18 protein-coding genes are annotated in these 19,860 nt (G+C 61.8%); 2 read left to right on the top strand and 16 right to left on the bottom strand.

Features of this window, described 5'->3' with window-relative positions; translation table 11 throughout:
• Positions 1 to 78: 78 nt before the first annotated feature.
• The 9 genes from ACTJKE_RS30960 to ACTJKE_RS30920 form a co-directional block, all read right to left on the bottom strand.
• Positions 79 to 1,215: a glycosyltransferase family protein gene (locus tag ACTJKE_RS30960; RefSeq protein WP_440639052.1), complete on the bottom strand. Its 1,137-nt coding sequence runs from the start codon at positions 1,213 to 1,215 to the stop codon at positions 79 to 81.
• A complete protein-coding gene (locus tag ACTJKE_RS30955; RefSeq protein ID WP_440639054.1) occupies positions 1,215 to 2,459 on the bottom strand; it encodes a glycosyltransferase family 4 protein in 1,245 nt (414 codons plus the stop codon). Before ACTJKE_RS30955 ends, ACTJKE_RS30960 begins: the two co-directional genes overlap by 1 nt.
• 4 nt (positions 2,460 to 2,463) lie before the next feature.
• Entirely contained in the window at positions 2,464 to 3,681 is a 1,218-nt protein-coding gene (locus ACTJKE_RS30950) for a glycosyltransferase family protein (RefSeq protein WP_440639056.1), read from the bottom strand.
• Positions 3,682 to 3,750: 69 nt separating this feature from the next.
• A complete protein-coding gene (locus tag ACTJKE_RS30945) occupies positions 3,751 to 4,926 on the bottom strand; it encodes an ABC transporter permease (protein WP_440639058.1) in 1,176 nt (391 codons plus the stop codon).
• Complete coding sequence (locus ACTJKE_RS30940) at positions 4,923 to 5,921, bottom strand: ABC transporter permease (protein WP_058328051.1); 999 nt, start codon at positions 5,919 to 5,921, stop codon at positions 4,923 to 4,925. Before ACTJKE_RS30940 ends, ACTJKE_RS30945 begins: the two co-directional genes overlap by 4 nt.
• A gap of 1 nt (position 5,922) precedes the next feature.
• On the bottom strand, positions 5,923 to 7,824 hold the full coding sequence (locus ACTJKE_RS30935) for an ABC transporter substrate-binding protein (protein ID WP_112996869.1): 1,902 nt from the start codon (positions 7,822 to 7,824) through the stop codon (positions 5,923 to 5,925).
• The gene (locus ACTJKE_RS30930) at positions 7,821 to 9,713 is read right to left on the bottom strand and encodes an ABC transporter ATP-binding protein (RefSeq protein ID WP_058328053.1); all 1,893 of its coding nucleotides are present in this window, start codon (positions 9,711 to 9,713) and stop codon (positions 7,821 to 7,823) included. Before ACTJKE_RS30930 ends, ACTJKE_RS30935 begins: the two co-directional genes overlap by 4 nt.
• A gap of 122 nt (positions 9,714 to 9,835) precedes the next feature.
• Positions 9,836 to 10,786 carry a polysaccharide lyase gene (locus ACTJKE_RS30925; RefSeq protein WP_440639061.1) on the bottom strand — a complete coding sequence of 317 codons (951 nt, stop codon included), beginning with the start codon at positions 10,784 to 10,786 and terminating at the stop codon, positions 9,836 to 9,838.
• 8 nt (positions 10,787 to 10,794) lie between these two features.
• On the bottom strand, positions 10,795 to 12,144 hold the full coding sequence (locus tag ACTJKE_RS30920) for an adenylate/guanylate cyclase domain-containing protein (RefSeq protein WP_058328055.1): 1,350 nt from the start codon (positions 12,142 to 12,144) through the stop codon (positions 10,795 to 10,797).
• Positions 12,145 to 12,518: 374 nt separating this feature from the next.
• On the opposite strand from ACTJKE_RS30920, the gene ACTJKE_RS30915 reads away from it, so the two are divergent.
• The gene (locus ACTJKE_RS30915; protein ID WP_058328056.1) at positions 12,519 to 13,856 is read left to right on the top strand and encodes a nucleotide sugar dehydrogenase; all 1,338 of its coding nucleotides are present in this window, start codon (positions 12,519 to 12,521) and stop codon (positions 13,854 to 13,856) included.
• Positions 13,857 to 13,907: 51 nt separating this feature from the next.
• Here the strand turns inward: ACTJKE_RS30915 and ACTJKE_RS30910 are convergent, their stop codons facing one another.
• Complete coding sequence (locus tag ACTJKE_RS30910) at positions 13,908 to 15,077, bottom strand: DUF3095 domain-containing protein (RefSeq protein ID WP_058328057.1); 1,170 nt, start codon at positions 15,075 to 15,077, stop codon at positions 13,908 to 13,910.
• A 277-nt stretch (positions 15,078 to 15,354) separates the two neighbouring features.
• On the opposite strand from ACTJKE_RS30910, the gene ACTJKE_RS30905 reads away from it, so the two are divergent.
• A complete protein-coding gene (locus tag ACTJKE_RS30905) occupies positions 15,355 to 16,185 on the top strand; it encodes an MBL fold metallo-hydrolase (protein WP_112996872.1) in 831 nt (276 codons plus the stop codon).
• Here ACTJKE_RS30905 and ACTJKE_RS30900 read toward each other — a convergent pair.
• The 6 genes from ACTJKE_RS30900 to ACTJKE_RS30875 form a co-directional block, all read right to left on the bottom strand.
• Positions 16,172 to 16,942: a polysaccharide deacetylase family protein gene (locus ACTJKE_RS30900; RefSeq protein ID WP_440661578.1), complete on the bottom strand. Its 771-nt coding sequence runs from the start codon at positions 16,940 to 16,942 to the stop codon at positions 16,172 to 16,174. The two genes, ACTJKE_RS30905 and ACTJKE_RS30900, sit on opposite strands and share 14 nt — an antisense overlap.
• Positions 16,939 to 18,036, bottom strand: coding sequence for a glycosyltransferase family 4 protein (locus ACTJKE_RS30895; RefSeq protein WP_113514512.1), 1,098 nt, complete (start codon positions 18,034 to 18,036; stop codon positions 16,939 to 16,941). The genes ACTJKE_RS30900 and ACTJKE_RS30895 overlap by 4 nt, the downstream gene beginning before the upstream one ends.
• Positions 18,037 to 18,105: 69 nt before the next feature.
• Entirely contained in the window at positions 18,106 to 18,381 is a 276-nt protein-coding gene (locus ACTJKE_RS30890; RefSeq protein ID WP_112996895.1) for a hypothetical protein, read from the bottom strand.
• Positions 18,382 to 18,432: 51 nt separating this feature from the next.
• Positions 18,433 to 19,272: a transglycosylase SLT domain-containing protein gene (locus tag ACTJKE_RS30885; protein ID WP_440639065.1), complete on the bottom strand. Its 840-nt coding sequence runs from the start codon at positions 19,270 to 19,272 to the stop codon at positions 18,433 to 18,435.
• A 105-nt stretch (positions 19,273 to 19,377) separates the two neighbouring features.
• Entirely contained in the window at positions 19,378 to 19,506 is a 129-nt protein-coding gene (locus ACTJKE_RS30880) for a hypothetical protein (protein WP_245296165.1), read from the bottom strand.
• On the bottom strand, positions 19,494 to 19,853 hold the full coding sequence (locus ACTJKE_RS30875) for a hypothetical protein (protein WP_063893374.1): 360 nt from the start codon (positions 19,851 to 19,853) through the stop codon (positions 19,494 to 19,496). Before ACTJKE_RS30875 ends, ACTJKE_RS30880 begins: the two co-directional genes overlap by 13 nt.
• Positions 19,854 to 19,860: the final 7 nt, after the last annotated feature.

The following is a 19,860-nucleotide window of genomic DNA, read 5'->3' as shown; positions in this document are numbered from 1 at the left end:
CGCAGCGAAGCGAGCTATCTGAATAGCGCCGCAAACCGGCCCCGCGTTCGCAGAAGGCGCCGCCCGCGCGGAGACCGATCAAAGAGCCGTGCGGCTTTCCAGGATTTCGGCGGTCTTCATCGCGCCGTCCAGATCCAGCGGCGGAATGTTCGGCTTCGGTCGCGCCAGCATCGCTTCGACATCGCGCGCCAGCCTCTCGGGCGTCACGTCGGCCTCCGGCAGGACGCCAGCAAGGCCGAGCTTTTCGAGCCGTTCCGCCCGGGTCGACTGCTCGGTTTCGCCGCCGGCGACGAAGGGGATCAGCAGGGATCCGCAACCGGCGCGGATGATGTCGCAGACCGTGTTGTAGCCGGCCTGAGAAACCGAAAGCCGCACGCCCGAAAGCAGGCTCGCGAAATCCTTTCGGAAGCGGAAGAGCTGCACGTTGACGGGCGCGGCGGCTTGGAAGGCGTCATAGTCCTGCTGCGGCAGGTTCGGCCCCGTGACCAGGCACCATTGCAGCTCGCGCGGCAGCAAGCTCGCCGCCTGCAACGCCGCGCCGATCAGTTCCTTGCCCACCGCACCACCACCGGCCGAAACGAGCACGTCGAACGTTTCCGCCGGAGCGTCCGGTACATTCCCCGCCACGAGGCCCGTATAGGCGACCTTGTCCTCGATCTCGGCCGCATAGGGATAGGTCTCTTCGAGCCGCGCAAAGGCAGGATCCCCATGCACGAGCACGAGATCGAAGTATGCCATGACGACGTCGAGTGTTTCCTCGGCGCGGCCGGGTTTCGTCCGCTCCTGCAGGATGTCCCTAAGCGAAGCGGCAACAAGGGGTCTGGGGGTCTGCCTTTCGATCACCTCGAGCAAGGGCATCAGCTCGAAACGCATCTGCCGGCGGCCGAAAGGGAAGGCTTCGAAGATGACGATATCGGGATCGCAGGCAAGGTACGCCTCGATCAACAGCTCCCGGCGCCGATCCTTGAAGGCGTCGCTCACCGGATTTCCATCGCTGTCGGCAAGGCCGGAAAACCCCTTGTCGCCGGCGAGCACCGGCGGAAGGGCCACATGCTTTACGTCATTCCCCGGGAAACCCGGCACCGGGCTGCCGCCGGTCACGACGGTCACCTCGAACCCCCTGGCAGCAAGTGCGCTCGCGATCCGGCTCGCCCGCGCCAGATGGCCGATGCCGAGGAGATGCTGCACGTAGAAGAAGACACGGCGCGCACGCATCACGCGGCTCTCCATTCGCTGGCAAACAGGGCGGCAAGCTGATCGATACTGGTGTGGTGGTCGAATTGCGCGCGGACCTTCCGCTCCGCCGCACCGCCCAGGCAGTGACGAAGCGCGGGATCTCGGATGAGTTGCTCCAGGGCGCGTGCAAGCGCCTGCGGATCTTCCGACGGGACGACCCTGCCGTTCTCGCCATCGACGAGAAGTTCCGGAACGCCGGAAATCGCCGTCGAGACACACGGCAATCGTTGGCTCGACGCTTCGACAAGCACGTTGGGCAACCCGTCGCGATCGCCGTCGGCGGTGATCCGGCAGGCAAGCGCGAAGATATCGCTCGTCCGGTAATGCGCCAGCACGTCGGTCTGGTCGAGCGCGCCCTTCCAGGCAACCCTGCCGGAAACGCCAAGCTCGGTCGCAAGCCTCTTGAGCTTGCTGGTCAGCTCACCGGCACCGATGTGCTCGAACCGCCAATGAAGGTCCGCCGGCAACAGCGAGAGTGCCTTCAGCAAGACGTCGTAGCCCTTCTTGTCGACGGCGCGGCCGACGCTGACGATGCGGACGGGATCCGAAGGGTCGGAACCATTGCGGTCAGAATGCGTGCCCTCGAAACGCGGGAAACGATCAAGATCAAGGCCGTGGTAGCTCAGATGCACCCTCGCCTTTTCGCTCGTCAGGCTCTTCAGATGTTCGTAGCCCATGCGCGTGCAGGTAACCGTCCAGCGCGCCCGGCCAAGCTTTTCGGAAAGCTCCCAGTCCGGCGACGTCCAGATGTCCTTGGCATGCGCCGAGCAGGTCCAGGGCGTACCGGCGATCACGCTGGCATAGGCCGTCACCGAGGCAGGCGTATGGATGAAATGCGCGTGCAGCCAGCGCGGATTGCCCGGCCATTCCGAAGCGAGCACCACCGCCTGCCCGAACCGGCGAAAGCGGTTGCGGCTGAAATCGCGGCGCAGGTCTTTCAGAAATAGCCCGAATGCCGGGAAGAAACCCGGCTTCGGCAGAGAACGCGCGAGACCGCGCAGCACCCGCAGCGGCTCTTCATGCAGATATTCGGGCAGATAGTGAACATCGGCACGAATCTCGTCATGCACCGGATGGCGCTTGCTGTCGGTCGGACGGCGAAGCGCGATCAGTACGAGGTCTAGTCCGGCCCGCTCGAGGCCAAGCAGTTCCTGCGCGATGAAGGTTTCCGAAAGACGCGGATAGCCCTTCAGCACGACTGCAATCTTGCGATCTGTCGGCAATGCTTCAGCTCGATTTCTTCACGATATTCAAGTGGTCGCTCGACGGCCGGTCGAGCCACCGACCAACGATCTCGGAGATATGCACGAGCCCTTCCAGCCGCAGGCCGTTGGCGGTGCTTTTCGAAGGCGGCGCCCGGGACGGCATCGCCTTCAGCGCCGCCGCCAACCGCAGCGGATCTTCCGCTTCGTCCGGCAACAGCATTTCGACGAGCCCAAGCTCGGCCGCGCGGCGGGCGCGGATCAACTGCTCCTCGCGCGGTTGGATGCGCGGCACGATCAGCGCCGGTTTGTCGAAGGAGAGGATTTCGCAATAGGTGTTGTAGCCGCCCATGGCGACGACGCCCTTTGCGCCGGCGATGAGCTCTTCCATGCGATTGTCGAACTCGATGATCTTGATATAGGGGATGTTGCTGCCCTTACGGATCAACTTTTCCCGCTTCTTGACCGGCATATAGGGCCCGAGCACGATCAACGCATTATGCGTAAGCTCCGGATCCTGCTGGTAAGCGTGGATGACATCGTGGATCAGGTCCGCACCGTCGCCGCCGCCCCCTGTGGTGACCAGGATATAATCGCCCTGCGGCTTGTGGCCCGGCAGTTCCTCCCGCGGGACGCTACGCTGCAGGAAGCCGACGAAATTCATCCGGTCGCGGACAGCCGGCGGCACTTCGAGCTCGGTCAGCGGATCGTAAAAATCCGGCGGGCCATAAACCCAGATCGTATCGTAATACTGCTCGATCTTGCGCATGGTGTCGCGCCGCTTCCACTCCGCTTCCAGCAGGTGTGGCGCATCCATGACCTCCCGCAGGCCCAGGACCAACGTCGTGCCATGCGCCTTCAGATAGGTCAGCGTCTCCTCCACCTCGCCGCGCAGACCCATCGGCTCCTTGTCGACGATGAAGATGTCCGGCTTGAAGGTCTCGGCTGTGTGGCGAATGATTGCCTGACGCATCTTCAGCGTCTCGTCGAGCTCGATATGACGGTCGAGCGAGGTGTAGTCGCCATTGTGCAGCTTGATGACGCTTGGAATCTTCACGAAATCGACGCGCGCACGGTAGTCGAACGCACCGGCGATCGTTGCGCCGGAGATGATCAGGATGTTCAGACCGCGGTAGTCTTCCACCAGGGAATGCGCGATCGTGCGGCACCGCCGGAGGTGCCCGAGCCCGAACGTATCATGGCTATACATGAGGATCCGGGCATCTTCAAAACGCCGCATCATGCAAGAAACCTTTCGCTCAGGATCAATGAACCGTTTGGCGCTGACCGATTGTCAGCTTCAAATCGGGCTTCATTTGTAGGGATCGGCGGCGTCACGCAACCCATCTCCCAAGAAGTTGAATGCCAAAATCACAAGAATGACCGGAATTGTGGGAAATAGGAGCCAGGGGTAGAAAGCAATAACGCTGACGCTCTTGGCCTCCGTCAAGAGAATGCCCCAACTGGTGATGGGGGGTCTGAGACCGAGACCGAGGAAGCTCAGAGCCGTCTCGCCGAGGATCATGCCGGGGATCGAGATCGTCGCAGTGGCGATCAGATGCGACATGAAGCCAGGCACAAGATGCCGGCCGATGATGCGGCTGCTCTTTGCGCCCATCAACTGGGCCGCAAGCACGTAATCCTCCTCGCGAAGCGCCAGCAGTTTCGAGCGCACCGCGCGCGCAAGCCCCGTCCAGTCCAGGAGGCCAAGGATGATCGTGATCGCCAGATAGATCAGGATCGGACTCCAGGTCGCCGGCATGATCGCTGCGAGCGACAGCCAGAGCGGGATGCTCGGGATAGACTGCAGGACTTCGATGACGCGCTGGACGATGAGATCGAAGACGCCGCCGTGGTAACCCGCAAGGCCACCGATGACGATGCCGAGCACGAAGCTGACGGTGATGCCGAGCAGTCCGATCGTCAGCGAAATTCGGGCACCGTAAATGATGCGCGACAGCACGTCGCGACCGAGACGGTCCGTCCCCAGGAAGAACGCCTGACCGTCCTTCGCCGGGCAAACGAGATGCACGTTGCTGTCGAACAGGCCCCAGAAACGATAGCTGTCGCCCCGGCAGAAGAAACGCAGTCGCTGCACGTCCGTGACATCGTCGGCATAGTTGCGCTTCAGCGTTTCCATATCCAGCGTCATGGTCCGTCCATAGACGAAGGGACCGACGAACTGGCCCTCATGGAACAGGTGCACCGCCTGCGGCGGTGCGTAGATGTAATCCATGTTGCGGGTATGCAGGTTGTAAGGCGCCAGAAACTCAGAGACGACGATCGTGAGGTAGAACACGGCGAGGAAGATGCCGGAGACGAGCGCGAGCCGGTGGCGCCGGAATTTCCACCACATCAGGCGAAGCTGGGAAGCCTGGTTGACGCGTACCTGCTCGTCCGTCATCGCCTCGACTGAATAGGGATCGAAGGGAGCAGTCGATACGTAATGCGGCAAGGGCTCGCCGGGCGCCGGAAGAAATGACGTCACTTGGTGCTCCTGCCTTGCAGCCGAATTCGAGGATCGAGAATGGCAAGCGCGATATCGGAAATCAGCACGCCGATCACGGTCAGAAACGCGAGGAACATCAGGAACGAACCAGCGAGATACATGTCCTGGCTTTGCAGGGCCTTGATCAGCATCGGCCCGGTGGTTTCCAGCGACAACACGATCGCGGTGATTTCAGCGCCGGAAATGATCGCCGGCAGGATCGAGCCGATATCCGATATGAAGAAGTTCAACGCCATGCGCAGAGGGTATTTGACCAGCGTGCGCATCGGCGAAAGGCCCTTGGCGCGGGCCGTTACGACATACTGCTTCTGCAGCTCGTCGAGCAGATTTGCGCGCAGACGCCGGATCATGCCGGCTGTGCCCGCCGCGCCGACGATAACGACGGGGATCCAGATATGTTCGAGGATAGACTTCGCCTTGGCCCAGCTCATCGGCTCGGCCAGATACTTCTGGTCCATCAGGTGGCCGATCGAAATCCCGAACCAGATATTGGCGAAATACATCAGGATCAGCGCCAGCATGAAATTCGGAATGGCAATGCCGATCAAACCCACCAGCGACAGGCCGTAATCGCCCCAGCTATACTGGTGGGTCGCGGAATAGATGCCGATCGGAAAGGCGATCAGCCAGGTGAAGATGATGGTGACGAAGGAGACGAGGATCGTCAGCCACAGACGGTCGCCGACGACGGCGCTGACCGGCAGTTCGTATTCGAAGGAATAGCCGAAATCGCCTTGCAGAATGCCGCCGAGCCAGTAGACGTAGCGCAGGACCGGTGGCTGGTCGAAGCCGTACTCCTTCCTCAGCGCCTCGATCTGCTCCATGTCGACGCCTTCGCCCTGCGCCTTGATCTCGGAGACATAGCTCTCGAAGTAGTCGCCGGGCGGCAGTTCGATAATGGTGAAGACAAGTGCCGATATGATGAGGAGGGTTGGAACCATCGCTGCGATACGCCAGAGAATATATCGCAGCATGTCAGGCTTCCTGCTCGATCCAGAAGGTATCGGTTTTGTAAACACCAAAATATGACGTGGGATCGAAGCCGTAGAGCCCCGTTTCCGGCACATTCCGCAGCTTCTTCGCCACGAGGATCGGCTGTAGCGAGGCGTTGACGATACCGATCGAGAAGACCTGGTCTGTGTAGATCGACAGCATGCGGGTCCAAATCTCCGTGCGCTCGGCGTCTTCAGCCGAATGCCGCCAGCGTTGCAACAGCTCCGTCAGTTCAATAGCGGCAGGCAGATCCGGCGGCTGGCCCATTTCGCCATGGGACAGGTAGTTGAGCCCCCAGACCGGCCATTGCAGCTGGTCGTCAGCCGTCGGCGCCAGTTGCCCCGGGTTCATGCCCGGCGTCGGAACGCCGTTGTCGAGCCCGAACCACATCGACATGACGATCTCGCCGCCGACAGCACGGCTGCGGAACGTGTCGCGCTGCGAGGTGCGGATGAAAAGCGATATCCCGACCTTCTGCCAGTAGTCGGTGACGAGCTGCAGCACGTCCGTCTCGAGCGTGCTTTCGCCGGCCGTTTCCACGACGATTTGCGCGGCCCTGCCATCGGGCAGGACGCGAATGCCGTCACTATCGCGTTGCGTCAAGCCCGCTTCGTCGAGCAGTGCATTGGCTTGAGCTGGATCGTGGGCCACCCAAGCGTTGGCGAACTCCGGACGGAACAGCGGGCTGTCCGGCAGAACCGTGTCGGCGCTCTCCTTGGTCAAGCCGTAGAAGACTGCCTTGTTGATCTCGGTGCGGTCGATGGCCAGCGAGAGCGCACGGCGAACGCGCACATCCTGCAGCAACGACCGCCAGACCGTGTCGGAGCAGTTGAGGTTCGGCAACAGCGCCAGGCGCGAGCCTTGCGTCTTCTTCCACAGAAGCACCTTGACCGGGTACCGCTTCTCGGAATCCTTGAGGAAAGTATAGTCGACAAAGTCGATGCCCGTCGCCTGAAGGTCGCTTTCACCCGTGCCCGTCTTCGCCGGGATCAGCGCCGACGAGCTGACGTTGAGCACGAACTTGTCGATATAGGGAAGCTGCAACCCGTTCTCGTCGACGCGGTGGAAGTAGGGGTTGCGCTCAAAGATGAACTGTTCGGCAGGAAGCGGCGTCGTGTTGCGCCATGGATCGAGCGTCGGAAGCTCAGGATTCTCAGGGCGATAGGAGCGAGCCATGCGCATATGGAGCTGGCTCCACTTCTTGACGCGCTGCTCCTTCATCAAAGCCTTGAGCTTGTCTTCTTCCTGATATTTCTCGTGGAACTGCTTGAGATAGGCTGAAGGCACCGCCACCACCAGCGGTTGCGGTGCGGCGAGCTTCTGCAGGAAGTCCGGGTTCGGCGTCGACCAAGTATAGCGAACGGTTCGTTCGTCGATGACTTCGAACTTTCCGGCTTCGCCGTCCATCACCAGCGCAGTCGGCAAACCGGCGGGGCTCAGCTTCTCGTTGTTGAGCACATCGTCCCAGCAATAGCGGAAGTCCTCCGCCGTCAGCGGCGTCCCGTCGGACCACTTGTGCCCTTCTCTCAGGTGGAAGGTGAAGATGCGGTCCTCGACCGTCTCGTAGCTTTCGAGGACATCCGCTTCGAGCTTCAGCGTTTCATCATAGCCGACCAGTCGGGCATAGCCGTAGACGGTCATGAGCCGGATGTCCTTGGCACTGCCGATGATCATCGTCACGTCACCGCCGTGCTTGCCGGGCGTGCGCCCCAGCGCCGCGACGTTGATGACACGCGGCGTCTTGGGCAAGCGCTCGCTGACCGGCGGAAGCTTGCCGTCGGCAATCAGCTTTTCCAGAAACGCCGGTTCACCCCCAGCAGCCAGGAGCCGCATGGGGAATGCCACGGTTGCAAGCAATGCCAGTACAGTTCGGCGGGTGATCATGGCCGTAACTCCCTTGCATCCACGGACCGGCGCGCCAGCACGAAGTGGTCGCCACCGAGATCGGCGGGGATGAGCGTGTCGCCAGCGTCGTCGACACGGAACTGCGGTCCCCAGCGCCGCATATCCGATCCTTCGCTGTCCTTCAGCCTGTCAAAGTCGAGCGGCCGATCGAGATCCGGATAGGGAACGGCCGCCAACAGCGACTTGGTATAGGGATGAACCGGCTTGCGCATCAGCACCTCGCGCGGGGCGAGCTCGACAATGCGGCCGGCGCACATGACGGCAATACGGTCCGCCATGTAATCCACGACAGCGAGGTTGTGCGAGATGAACAGGCAGGTCAGTCCCAGTTCCTTCTGCAAATCCTTGAGAAGGTTGAGGATTTGCGCCTGGACCGAGACGTCGAGCGCCGATACCGGCTCGTCGCAGATCAGCAGCTCCGGCACGAGCGCGAGAGCCCGCGCAATGCCGATGCGTTGACGCTGCCCGCCCGAGAAACTGTGCGGATAGCGGTTGATGAAGCGCTGGTCGAGCCCGACGGCTTGCAGCAGTTCGCGCACGGTCTCGACGCGCGATTTGCCCGTTCCGCGCCCATGGATCTCCAGGGGCTCGCTGAGAATGTTCTTGACGGTCATGCGCGGGGAAAGCGACGAAACCGGGTCCTGAAACACCATCTGGATCTTCGACCGGAGCGCCTTCAGTTCGTCGCCTTGAGCCTTCAGCACATCGACCGGACCTTCGCCGTTGTCGAAGGTCACCGAGCCGGTGTCCGGCGTTACCGCCCGCATTAGGATCTTGCTGACGGTCGTCTTGCCGCAGCCGCTCTCGCCGACGAGGCCCAGGCATTCGCCGCGGCGGATATCAAAGCTGACATCGTCGACGGCGCGGTGATGAGAACTTTCGCCCCCACCAAACCAGGACGATTTTCGCGTTCCATATGTCTTCGAGAGGTTACGGACGGACAGCAGCACCTGTGGGCCAGCGCGCCGGTTGGCCACCGAAGTCCCAAGCACTGACCCGGCCTTGACCGGCACTTCGCGCAGCGCCTTCAGCCGTTCGCCGGGCTTCATGTCGAAATGCGGAACGGCGGCCATCAGGCCCTTGAGATAGGGATGCTGCGGGTTGCGGAAGATGGCCTCGACAGGACCAGCCTCGACGATCTGCCCATGATAAATCACCACAACCTCGTCGGCCATGTTGGCGACGACACCGAGGTCGTGGGTGATCAGCAGCATTGCCATATTGAGCTTCACCTGAAGCTCGCGCAGAAGTTTAAGGATCTGCGCCTGCACCGTCACATCGAGCGCGGTCGTCGGCTCGTCGGCGATCAAGAGGGCCGGCCGGCAGATCAGCGCCATCGCAATCATCGCGCGCTGGCGCATGCCGCCGGAAAGCTCGAACGGATACATTTCGTAGGCGCGCTTCGGATTGGCAAAGCCAACATAGCCGAGCAGTTCCTCGGTCCGTGCCCGGCGTTCAGCCTTTTCCGCATCCGTGTGGATCTTCAGCACCTCGGAAATCTGGTTTCCGATCGTATGGAGCGGCGACAACGACGTCATCGGCTCCTGAAAGATCTTGCTGATACGCGTGCCGCGCAGGCTACGTATCTCATCACCTTCCCGCTCCAGCGAAAGCAGGTCGATGGGCTTTGCCGCCGTGGTGGGATCGTTGAACAGAATTTTGCCACCAACCCTGGCGACGTTGGGCAAGATGCCCATCACCGCCTGGCTGATTGCCGACTTGCCCGATCCCGACTCGCCAACGAGCGCCGTGACCTTGCCGGACAAAATCCTGAAATTCGCATTATTGACGGCTTGAACTTCGCCGCCAAGCACCGAGAATGTGATCCGCAGACCTTCAACTCGAAGCAGGTCCGCCCCAGATGTCATAGCAGCACGCTTCCCTCATTGCTTTTTATCCGCCGCCTCTAAAAAAAGACTAGCGCAGCTTCAGAGGGCTGTCCAGCATGGCCAACTGCAACCGGAGCATTGCCCCGTGCATCTTCAGTTGGTTAGAGCGCGGGGCACGTCCCGCCCTTCAGCACGTCGGCGCAATTCGGCGAGCGGCGGAAGTCGTCATAAAACAGCGACCAGTCGGTCGTATCGGCAGCCCGATAGGGGCCGAACTTGAAGTACTGGTTCTTGCCGAGCCCCTTGTCGGCGTGGCCGACATGCCCCGCCACCGTGATGATCGGCTTGCCGTTGGCGAAGAGTTCGATGCGTCCCGTGCCACCGGCCCCCGGCAGCGTGTAGATCGCGAAGTCGATCCAGCCGGACTTCGGATCGGGCAGCGGGTTGCCATGGTTCGTCACCTTGATGGCATCTGTGCAGGCGTTGAACAGACTGCCGTCTTCCGGTTTCCAGTTGCTGTCGGCGGCGACCAGCATACGCATCTGGTTGACGCTAGGCCGCCCCCACACGGGGATTTCGCCAGGTTTGCAGCTCGCCGGCGTACCTTCCGGGCCGGATGACAGCGGCGCGATGTAATTCGTCTCCACCGTGACGAAGAGCTTGCCCGCCTCGAGGCGTAAAGCAAGGAACGGACTGAAATCACCTTCGGCGCCGGGATCGATCTCACGCTTCCATTGGGCGATCAGATAGCGATGATCCTCCTTCGGGACCGGATCGGCGAACTTGACCGCGAAACCATACCAGACCCCCTGGTCGTAGGGCACGCGTAGCGCCGTCTTCTCCCAGATCTCGGCTCGCTCGCTACAACCGTCGAGGGAATCCGGACAGGTCGGAACGACGCTCAGCTTGAGTGCGCCTTTGCCGGTGTGCGTCACCTGGTTTTGAAATTCCACCGTGCCCGCACTCTGCTCGAAGTTATCGCGATAGTAGAGCCCGCCTTCGGGTGCGAAATTCTGTCCCTCGAAGCCGTCTGACAGTTTGCTTTCCCACGGCTGCGCCATCGCGCCTCCTGCCATGGCGATGCTGGCGGCGACAAACACGGCTCGGAACATTCTACCCCCTATTGAAGCATCTTGTCGATAAGGCCGCGCGGCGGCTGAAGCGGACGAGTATTGCGGTGAAGCAGCATGACATGTTCCGCCTCGGAAAGTCCATCCTGCAACACATCGTCGAAGCGCTCATCTGCTCTGGCAAGCAACGCTGCATCGTTGGGGTAGAGAATCGTGAATTTCTGCCGCACTCCGCGCAGTTTTTCCTGGCCGAGCGCCGTCCAATCTCCGCCGCAGTAATTGACGAAGGCCTCGCTGGCGACGACGCTATGCGCATATTTCTTGGTGAGGTTCTGCAACCGCTGCACTTCGTTGACGGCCGAGCCGAAGGCGGAGAAGGTCAGCCGGTCGCGCAGGCCGACATTGCCGAACATCACGTTGCCGACATGCAGCCCGATGCCATAGCCGATGGGATCGCGGGATTGCTTGCGCCGTTCGCCGTTCAGCATCTCCATGCGCGCCGTTGCTGCGCGCACGGCGGCAAAGGCCTCGCGGGCGGCAAATTCGGACGGCTCCTTATGGCGCCCACACGGATAGACGGCGATGAACCCGTCCCCGACGAAGCTCAGGATATGGCCGCCATTGCGATTGAACGGCGCGGCGATCGCGTCGAAATAGGTGTTCAGCGTCTCGATATAGGACTGCCGCCCCTCCTTCTCCGCCAGCATCGTCGAGCGACGCATGTCGGCCATGACCAGGATCGCGCGCACGGTTTCGCCGTCGCCGCGGCGGACCTGGCCGCTCATCACGCGCCGACCGGCGCTGGAGCCGAGATAGGTGGTCAGCATATTGTCGGCGAGCTTTCCGAGCACCGCCATCTTCGCGGCGACCGCCAGGTGGTGCTGAAGCTTGAGCAACGCCCCGATCACATCATCGGTGAATCCGCCATGGCGATCCGTCGTCCAGGATCCGACCATGCCATGCCCCGAATCGGCGCCGAGCGATTGCATGAAGGCCAGGTAGTCCGTGGCGCCCATCTCCTTGAGATCGTCGAAAATCGGGAACTCGGACGGCATATCCTGGTAAAGACGCCGCCGGACATGCTCGAGATTGTTGTTGAGCAGATAGTAGTAGGGGCTCTGCAGGAAACGCTCGGGATTGAGCGCCAGCTCTTCGTGCCGAAGGCCGCTTACCTCGACGCCCTTGCCGCGGATCCAGGTAAAACCAAGCGCATCATAAAGCGGATGCAACATCGAAAAGGAGAGATGGACGCGCATCAGCGGCAGGCCGGCGGCAGCGAGCCGCTCGCAAAAGCCTTTGACGATCGTTTCCAGCGGCGCGTCGCTGAGCGACGTCCGCATCAGCCAGTCGGCAACCCTGTCGATGAGGATTTCGGATACGTTGTCGTTCGTCGGGGCCATTTCGCGTCCTCACCATGACAGACCGTCCCGCGTCAGCATCCGGAGACGACGAACGCCCCGGCAAGTTGCCGATCCATGTTCGCGGTGGATGATGATGAGCCGTGCCCGTTAAGAAAATGCTCCAACCGATTCCGGCGTCGATGACGTGCAGGCACCCGGAATGCGGCACTTATATGGTGCAGATATTGATGCCACCCGGCGATTTCCAGAGGCCGTGCAAAGTTTTTCTCGCATGATGTTTTGATAGAGGGCTCAAAGGCCTGTCCTTCGGCGTGACGCAGTGCCTCGCTTGACTTGGGGCTTGTTTCTCTCCAACAAACCACGACATGTTCGCGCGGCGTCACGCGTCTGTCCACGAGATCCGGAAAGCAAACTTGACCTCACCTCATTTCGAAAGCCTGCTCTCGTCCATCTCCGCCTCGAGCGCCAAGGTCGGCGTCATCGGTCTTGGCTATGTCGGCCTGCCGCTCGCCATCGCCGCTGCTCGCGCGGGTTTTGCCGTTACCGGCTTCGACATCGACCCCACCAAGATCGTCGCGCTCGACGCGGGCAAGTCCTACATCGCCGCCGTATCGGACGCCGCGCTCGCGAAAGAAAGCGGTGCCGGCCGCTTCCGCTCGACGACGGACTTTCAAGAGCTGGCGGACTGCGACGTCATCATCATCTGCGTGCCGACGCCGCTTACCAAACACCGCGACCCGGATCTTTCCTTCGTCGAAAAGACGTCACGCGCGATCGCGGCGACCCTCAGGCCTGCACAACTCGTCGTCCTGGAATCGACCACCTATCCCGGGACGACCGACGGCGTCGTACGCACCATCCTCGAGGAAACCGGACTCAGGTCCGGCAGCGACTTCTTCGTCGGCTTTTCGCCGGAACGCGAGGATCCCGGCAATCCGACCTACGAGACGGTGAGCATCCCGAAGGTCGTCGCCGGCGATGGACCGCAGGCTTCGGCCCTGATGGAGCGGTTCTATGCAGCCGTGGTGAAAACTGTCGTGCCGGTCTCCTCCAACGCCACGGCGGAGGCCGTGAAGCTCACCGAGAACATCTTCCGCTCCGTCAACATCGCCCTCGTCAACGAATTGAAGATCGTCTACGAGGCCATGGGCATCGACGTGTGGGAAGTGATCGAAGCGGCGAAGACCAAGCCGTTCGGCTATATGCCGTTCTACCCCGGACCGGGCCTCGGCGGCCACTGCATTCCGATCGACCCCTTCTACCTCACCTGGAAGTCGCGGGAATACGAGCTGCCGACACGCTTCATCGAGCTTGCTGGCGAGATCAACTCGGCCATGCCGCGCCATGTGGTCAGCCGCCTGGCCGAGGCACTCGACCGCAAGGCTGGCAAGGCGCTCAGCCGTTCCAACGTCCTCGTCGTCGGCCTCGCCTACAAGAAGAACGTTCCGGATATTCGCGAGAGCCCGTCGCTGCGCCTGATCGAGTTGATCGAAGAGCGCGGCGGACGCACTTCCTATCACGACCCCTACGTCGCCGAGATCCCACCGACACGCGAACATGGTGCTTTGAAGGGCCGGCGTTCGGTCTCTCTCGACGCGCAAACAGTCGCGGCGTTCGATGCCGTGCTGATTGCCACCGATCACGACCAGGTGGATTACGTGGCCCTCGCCGGTTCCGCCTCGCTCGTCGTCGATACGCGCAACGTGTTCTACCGCAACGGGCTGACCGGCGAACATATCGTCAAGGCTTAGTCCGCCGAGCCCGCCAAAGGCTGCAAACCGGCGGCTTCTCGCTTGTGTTGGCTATGCGGCCTGCACGCGCGCCAGGGCGGCCTTGAGCTTGCTTGCGGCCACTGCGTAGCCGCCCGACGCACCGTCGACGAAATGCATGTGGTCCCGTGTCATCGGCGTCGGAACAATGCAGGTCATCAGCGCCGAATCCTGTTGATGCAAGCCATAGTGCCCAACACCTGCCGCCTCTGCTTGTCTCAGCCGAGCCTCGATCCGTTCGAGCCGTTCAGTGCTGATGTCGATCGTCATTTTCAGCCCGTCGTCGAACTTGCGGAAATCCGTGTTGTCGGCGAGGTCGCGGCGGTAGCGGTTCGTGTCGAACGAGCCCAGATTCCAGCCCAGCCGGAGGCAAACAAACAGAACCAGCGTCTGCACGGTAATGAAGCAACGGGGAAGAAAGCGCCGTCCTTTCGGCGCCGCGGCCCGCGCCTCGGCTTCGATGCCCTTGAAGGAGAAACGTGGCCGCGGCCCAAGTTCGGGAACAGGATGGCCATTGCGTTCTTCCTCGTCGGCCAATGCGACGATATCGGCGATCAGCGCCTGAAACTCCGGTCCATTGCCCTTCGCTCCCGGCACGGCGATGATCGAGGCAATGGCGCCGTGTCGGGACTCGATCGGGTTCCAACGACAGGAAAGCCCGGTGAGGTCGGGCCGGCTGCCGGCCGCCGCGGCGCCGACGGGATAACGTCCCGCCTTCATCTCCGCTTCGGCCCAACTGGCGCCGCCGCCCGCAAACATCGCGTAGGAAACCTCTTCGCTCGCCTTGAAGCGGGCGACGCGCATATCGAGGCCGTTGGCGCGGATATCGCTGACCGGTACCAGGGCGGCGCGCAATTCGAGCCCGAGCTCCTCAACGACCCAGGTCTTCAAGGCGGCGAGTGCGTCGCGTGCACGGTTCGCCATCGGCGCCGGCAGCGCGGCGAGCGCGCCGTCCCCTCCGAAAACAAAGGGCATCGACTTTTCTTCGAGCGCGTTCATCAACGCCGAAATGACGCTTGCGCCTGCCATGTTCACAGTTTTGTAGCGGCCTTCGGCGATCGCGCCGGTGGAGTCGACGATGTCGGCGACAGCGAGAAGCCAGCCGTCCGGCAGCGGGCGATAATTCGCCTCGTCCGCGACCCCTTCAAACGCATCGAAGAGAGGTACGCTGTCGTAGAACCGTCCGTCTGTTGCCTCAACCATGGGTAACCTGTTCCCTACGTTACTGCGTTCGATAAATAATCCACGTAACAGCGCAAGGAAAAGTTTCATATGATGCTGCTAAGGCCTCGCCATCGGTCCGGCGCCCCCCGCTGAAATGCGGTTCCGTCGGACGATTTCCAACCGGGCGCTCTTGGCGACGCTAAGGTTACTTTCCAAATAATAACCCATGGCATTGCAGGGGTGTGGCCATTGTGCTTGTTTAACAGTCATACAAGGATCAAAATGGTCCGAGCGTGCGTAGTGAAGCCAAAACTGAATGCGTGACGACAACTTTCGAGTGCGGTTCTGGGGCGTAAGAGGAAGTTTGCCGGTATCCGGCGAACAGTACCTCACCTATGGGGGAAATACATCCTGCATCGAGATTCGATGCGGCAAGGATGTTTTGCTCTTCGATGCGGGGTCCGGGCTGCGCGAGGCCGGTTACTCGCTGATCGCCGAAGGCGTCGACCAATTCGACCTTTTCTTCACCCACAGCCACTATGACCACATCATCGGCCTTCCCTATTTCAAGCCGATCTACAAGTGTCAGAACTCGGTACGCTTCTGGTCCGGCCATCTGCACGGCACGATGACCACGAAGGAAATGATCCGCGACTTTATGCGCCCGCCGTGGTTCCCGGTGGACCCGGATATCTGTCAGGCAAGCCTCGACGGCCTGGATTTCAAACCCGGTGACGTGCTGACGCCACGGGCGGGGATCACGGTCCGCACGACAAGCCTCAGGCATCCGGGCGGCTGTGTCGGGTACCGCGTCGAATGGAACGGGCGGGCCGTCGCGCTCGTCTACGACACCGAGCACGAGCCCGGCATTCTCGATCCTGCGGTTCTCGATCTGATCGCCGGCTGTGATCTGATGGTCTACGACTGCACCTATCTCGAAAGCGAGATGGATCATTTTCAGGGCTTCGGGCACTCGACCGGCATGCATGGCGCCCGGTTGGCGATGGCCGCCGGTGTCAAACATCTGGCCATGTTCCATCACGATCCGTCCCGCACCGACGAGGCGCTGGCCGCAATGGAACGCGACGTTCAGGCGACGTTCGCCGGCGCTTTTGCCGCCCGCGACGGACAGATCATCGAACTGTAATCTCGCGGCCGGCAAGCCAACGGCAGGCCGGATGTCTGCTGGTCGCCGCAAAGAGCTTTTCGAGGAACGCCCAGACGCCCTCGTCGTGAACGAGGTGATGCGTCAGCACGCCGATCGTGCGGCCCTTCTGCTCCGCTCTCTCCTCGACATCGCCGGTCACCTGCCGAAGCCTCGCAATGATGTCGGAGACGATCAGTGCATGGTCGCGGCAACCGCGCGTCCCGCGCCAATCCATGACATCGACATGCGTGTTGACGAGCTTGAACGGCGATGGTTTCTCCGGCCCGAAGACCGAGAGCACCTTGAAACCGATGTCGGGCAAGCCGTCGAGAAGCGTGTTGTCGATCCGGTTCCACGGGGGAACGAGCATCGGCACGAAGCCGCCCGGGAAGAGCGTCCGCAGGCGGTCATAGCCGAGCTCGAGTTCGTGAAGCACCGTGGCGCGCGGCCGGTGCGCGCCAAGCTCCTGCTTCTTTTCCGCAGGCGGCGCATGATTGCGATGCGCCCACCCGTGCACGGCAATGCTGACATCTTCGAGCCCGGCAAGGCGGCGTGCGAGCGCGTCGCCGGTCTGGGCTGGCGGAACGGCCAGAACGACCGGAAGAGCGTGTCGGTCGACCAGCGACAGCAGCCGATCGAGCGCCCGCGTCGGCTCGGCTGCGTCGTCGTCACGCAGCCAGAAATCCACCGGCCGTCCCGACGCTTCAAGGCGATCGAGCTCCGCGGCAAGGCGTTGCCAATGGATTTCCTCGGTCATTTCTGCGTCTCCAGAAATTCATCGAAAATCGAGCGAAGCCGTCGGGCGGCTGCCGGAAACGAGCGCTCCTCATGAACGAACCGTCGGGCGGCTGCGCCCAATAGCCTGCGGCTGGCCGGATCCTCGATCAGGTCGCGCATCGCCGCCGCATAGGCGCCGATATCCCCTTCCCGCGTCAGCAGCCCGGTCTGGCCGTCCCGCACCACTTCCGGCACGCCTGCCGTTCGTTGCGCAACGACCGGCAGGCCGGCAGCCTGCGCTTCGAGATAGGCAAGCCCGTAGGCCTCGCCGCAGCCGGGCCACACGTAGAGATCAGTGCTGGCAAGAATATCCGGCAGGTCGGCTGCATCCTTTTCGCCAAGCCACATCAATCGCTCGGGAGGCAACGTCGCAAAGGCCCCCATGACTTCGTCGCGGCAAGGTCCGTCGCCGACGATCGTCAAGGTCCAGGCGGCGTCGGCAACACGCGTCAGCGCCTGCGCCAGCATGCGGTAGCTGTTCATCTTGTCGCCGCTGCGCATCATCGCGACCACGACCAGCCGGCAGGGGGCATCGGCTGATGGCTTGCTCTCAATGAACGGCGCAGCGTCGATGAACGGCGCAAGCATCGCGTGGCGGCATGAGGGAGCGGCTTCAAGAAGGCCGTCGCGGTCGCGGCGCGTCAGGCAGATGTTGACGGCCGCCTGCGAAATCCCCGCAAGAACATGGCGTTGGGCAATCGCGCGGACACCTTCATTCCGCCGCATCGAGTATGACGCTTCCGCCGTCGCATAGGGAATGGAGAACTCGACCGCGAGCCCGGGGCCGAGAAAGTCGGGCGCCTTGTAATAGGGATGGTAGCAGAACCAGAGATCGGGAACGCCCTCGCTCTGCCAGAGTGCCCGAAGGCGCGCGGTTTCGGCTTCCGCCGCAAGCTCAAGTTCCCGGAAATCCTGATCCGACGGCTTGGCCATGAAACTGCGCAGGTCCGATGCAATTGCAACCTCGTGCCCACCGATCCGCAGTGCCGCGATCAGCATGCGGGCCATCAGCCGGTCGCCTGACGGCACCGGGTGATCGGGGGATTTCAGCGGTGCATAAAAGGCGATCTTCATCCGCAGCGAGCTATCGCGCCTCCGCCCGAGACTGTCAACCAACGGGTTTCCCTACGCACAACCGGTTCGTCAATCGATCGGCAGATCATAGTAGTCGCGTCGGATAAGTCTAAGCGTGCGATCCGGTTCAATGACGTAGGTCTCCTGAACGAAACTGTTGCCGCTCGTGAAGCGGTGCGGGACGATGCTGCCCACCGGCGCCTTCGTCAGCTTCGTGCGGGGCTGTCCACCATAGGTGATGCTGCCCGGGATCGGCTCGATATCTGGCGTGGTACAACTGGCGAGCATCAGAGCGAAAAGGCAAAGAAGGGCAGCCGACCGCCTCACAGGCGAGTTGCTTTTCATCGCGACCATTTCGAGACCTCCACATCTCGCGAGAACACGTGCGCCGCACGCCTATGGCGCGGTGGCCGCCGAGTTGTTTTCGACTTTCGCCGCGGCTGCGTCAGCGTCATGGGCGTCCAGCAGGCTATAGGCCACATAATACTTATAGATGTTGCTGACAAATTGAACCGTCTCGCGCCCGACGATCGCGGCGGCGGCATTTTCGACATTGCCGAACCAGAGGTTCGGATCGAGCCCCATATCCTTGGCCTTTGCCCGGAACTTGCGCAGGTTCCCGGGCCCGGCATTGTAGGCCGCGAAGGCAAACAGCAACTGATCTCGCGGGGTCACGGCCGGGTCGTTGAGGTAGGTATCGACGAGTAAGCGCAGATACTTGGATCCAGCTTCGACATTCAGATTCTCGTCCTTGTCGATGCCGTGGATGTTGACCGCCTTGTCCGCTGCGGTCGACGGCAGGAGCTGCATGATGCCGACAGCACCGCGATGGCTGCGCCTGGACTGATCGAGCTGTGATTCCTGGTATCCTTGCGCCATCAGCATCAGGTGATCGAAGGAATAGGTCTTTCCGTGCTTGCGGAAGATCTCGACCAGCACTTTGAAGCGTTCGACATCCGCCGGATCATAGGCACGCTTCAGCATCTTGTCGCCCTTGTAGTAGGTGTTCTTCAAGATGTTGCCGAAGGTGGTGCCGACGCCTTGAGCTTCGGGCTGTCCTTGCGGATCGCCCAGGCGAATTTCGCCGTGATCGGACACAGCGATGTCCTCCCGCACCTTGAGGTCGGTGAAGACCTTCGACCAGATGTTCGCCTTGTACATATCGACGACCGTCCACGGCAGCAGGCCGGCATTGATCATCTCCAGGACGTCTTCGTCTTCCAGGTTCTCATTCATGTCCTTCAGCAACAGTCGGGCGGCCGGACTTTTCGAAACCGGCACTCAGGGCCGCCAGGTGCTCGAAGTAGCTGCTCGAGCGGCGCACATGGATTTCCTGTCCGCTCAGGCAACAAGACTGGCGATTGCGGGCGCGGATGGGCCGGTGACGAGAACCTCCTTGGCTTCGTCGTAGAGCGGCGCCGTGAAATCCACCTCGGCAAGCCGTGTTTCGGTGATCGTCAGGTTCGCCATGACGATATCGCCGAGACTTTTTCCAGCGCCGACAGAAGTCTCGCCCGCGGCATCGGTACAAAACCGACGCGGATCTTGTCGATCTGCTTCTTGCGGCCCTTGTTGAGCTCGTTTTCGAGCGCCGTCCCGAATTCGACGGCCGTACCCAACTGCTGGCCACGGTCGATGAAGTAGATCGTCTTGCTGAACGGTACGATGATACGGATCACGCGTCGCTTTTCCATCCCGTCGAAGTCGTCCGTGTGCGGAACGAACATCGACCGAACGAATTGCTCGTTCGATTGCGCCCAGCCGTTATCCCCCCCGAAAAATACGAGGAGCATTGCCACCAAAAGCAGGCGTTTCATGACCGGC

This window comes from Ensifer sp. 22521 (assembly GCF_052044795.1).
Classification (GTDB): Bacteria; Pseudomonadota; Alphaproteobacteria; order Rhizobiales; family Rhizobiaceae; genus Ensifer.
This window is presented reverse-complemented; position numbering and strand designations above follow the sequence as displayed.

Coding starts and splice junctions, on each gene's coding strand:
- ACTJKE_RS30960 (WP_440639052.1), bottom strand. CDS start 1,215: ATGCGTGCGCGCCGTGTCTTCTTCTACGTGCAGCATCTCCTCGGCATC.
- ACTJKE_RS30950 (WP_440639056.1), bottom strand. CDS start 3,681: ATGATGCGGCGTTTTGAAGATGCCCGGATCCTCATGTATAGCCATGAT.
- ACTJKE_RS30940 (WP_058328051.1), bottom strand. CDS start 5,921: ATGCTGCGATATATTCTCTGGCGTATCGCAGCGATGGTTCCAACCCTC.
- ACTJKE_RS30935 (WP_112996869.1), bottom strand. CDS start 7,824: ATGATCACCCGCCGAACTGTACTGGCATTGCTTGCAACCGTGGCATTC.
- ACTJKE_RS30930 (WP_058328053.1), bottom strand. CDS start 9,713: ATGACATCTGGGGCGGACCTGCTTCGAGTTGAAGGTCTGCGGATCACA.
- ACTJKE_RS30925 (WP_440639061.1), bottom strand. CDS start 10,786: ATGTTCCGAGCCGTGTTTGTCGCCGCCAGCATCGCCATGGCAGGAGGC.
- ACTJKE_RS30920 (WP_058328055.1), bottom strand. CDS start 12,144: ATGGCCCCGACGAACGACAACGTATCCGAAATCCTCATCGACAGGGTT.
- ACTJKE_RS30910 (WP_058328057.1), bottom strand. CDS start 15,077: ATGGTTGAGGCAACAGACGGACGGTTCTACGACAGCGTACCTCTCTTC.
- ACTJKE_RS30905 (WP_112996872.1), top strand. CDS start 15,355: ATGCGTGACGACAACTTTCGAGTGCGGTTCTGGGGCGTAAGAGGAAGT.
- ACTJKE_RS30900 (WP_440661578.1), bottom strand. CDS start 16,942: ATGACCGAGGAAATCCATTGGCAACGCCTTGCCGCGGAGCTCGATCGC.
- ACTJKE_RS30895 (WP_113514512.1), bottom strand. CDS start 18,036: ATGAAGATCGCCTTTTATGCACCGCTGAAATCCCCCGATCACCCGGTG.
- ACTJKE_RS30890 (WP_112996895.1), bottom strand. CDS start 18,381: ATGAAAAGCAACTCGCCTGTGAGGCGGTCGGCTGCCCTTCTTTGCCTT.
- ACTJKE_RS30885 (WP_440639065.1), bottom strand. CDS start 19,272: ATGAATGAGAACCTGGAAGACGAAGACGTCCTGGAGATGATCAATGCC.
- ACTJKE_RS30880 (WP_245296165.1), bottom strand. CDS start 19,506: ATGGCGAACCTGACGATCACCGAAACACGGCTTGCCGAGGTGGATTTC.
- ACTJKE_RS30875 (WP_063893374.1), bottom strand. CDS start 19,853: ATGAAACGCCTGCTTTTGGTGGCAATGCTCCTCGTATTTTTCGGGGGG.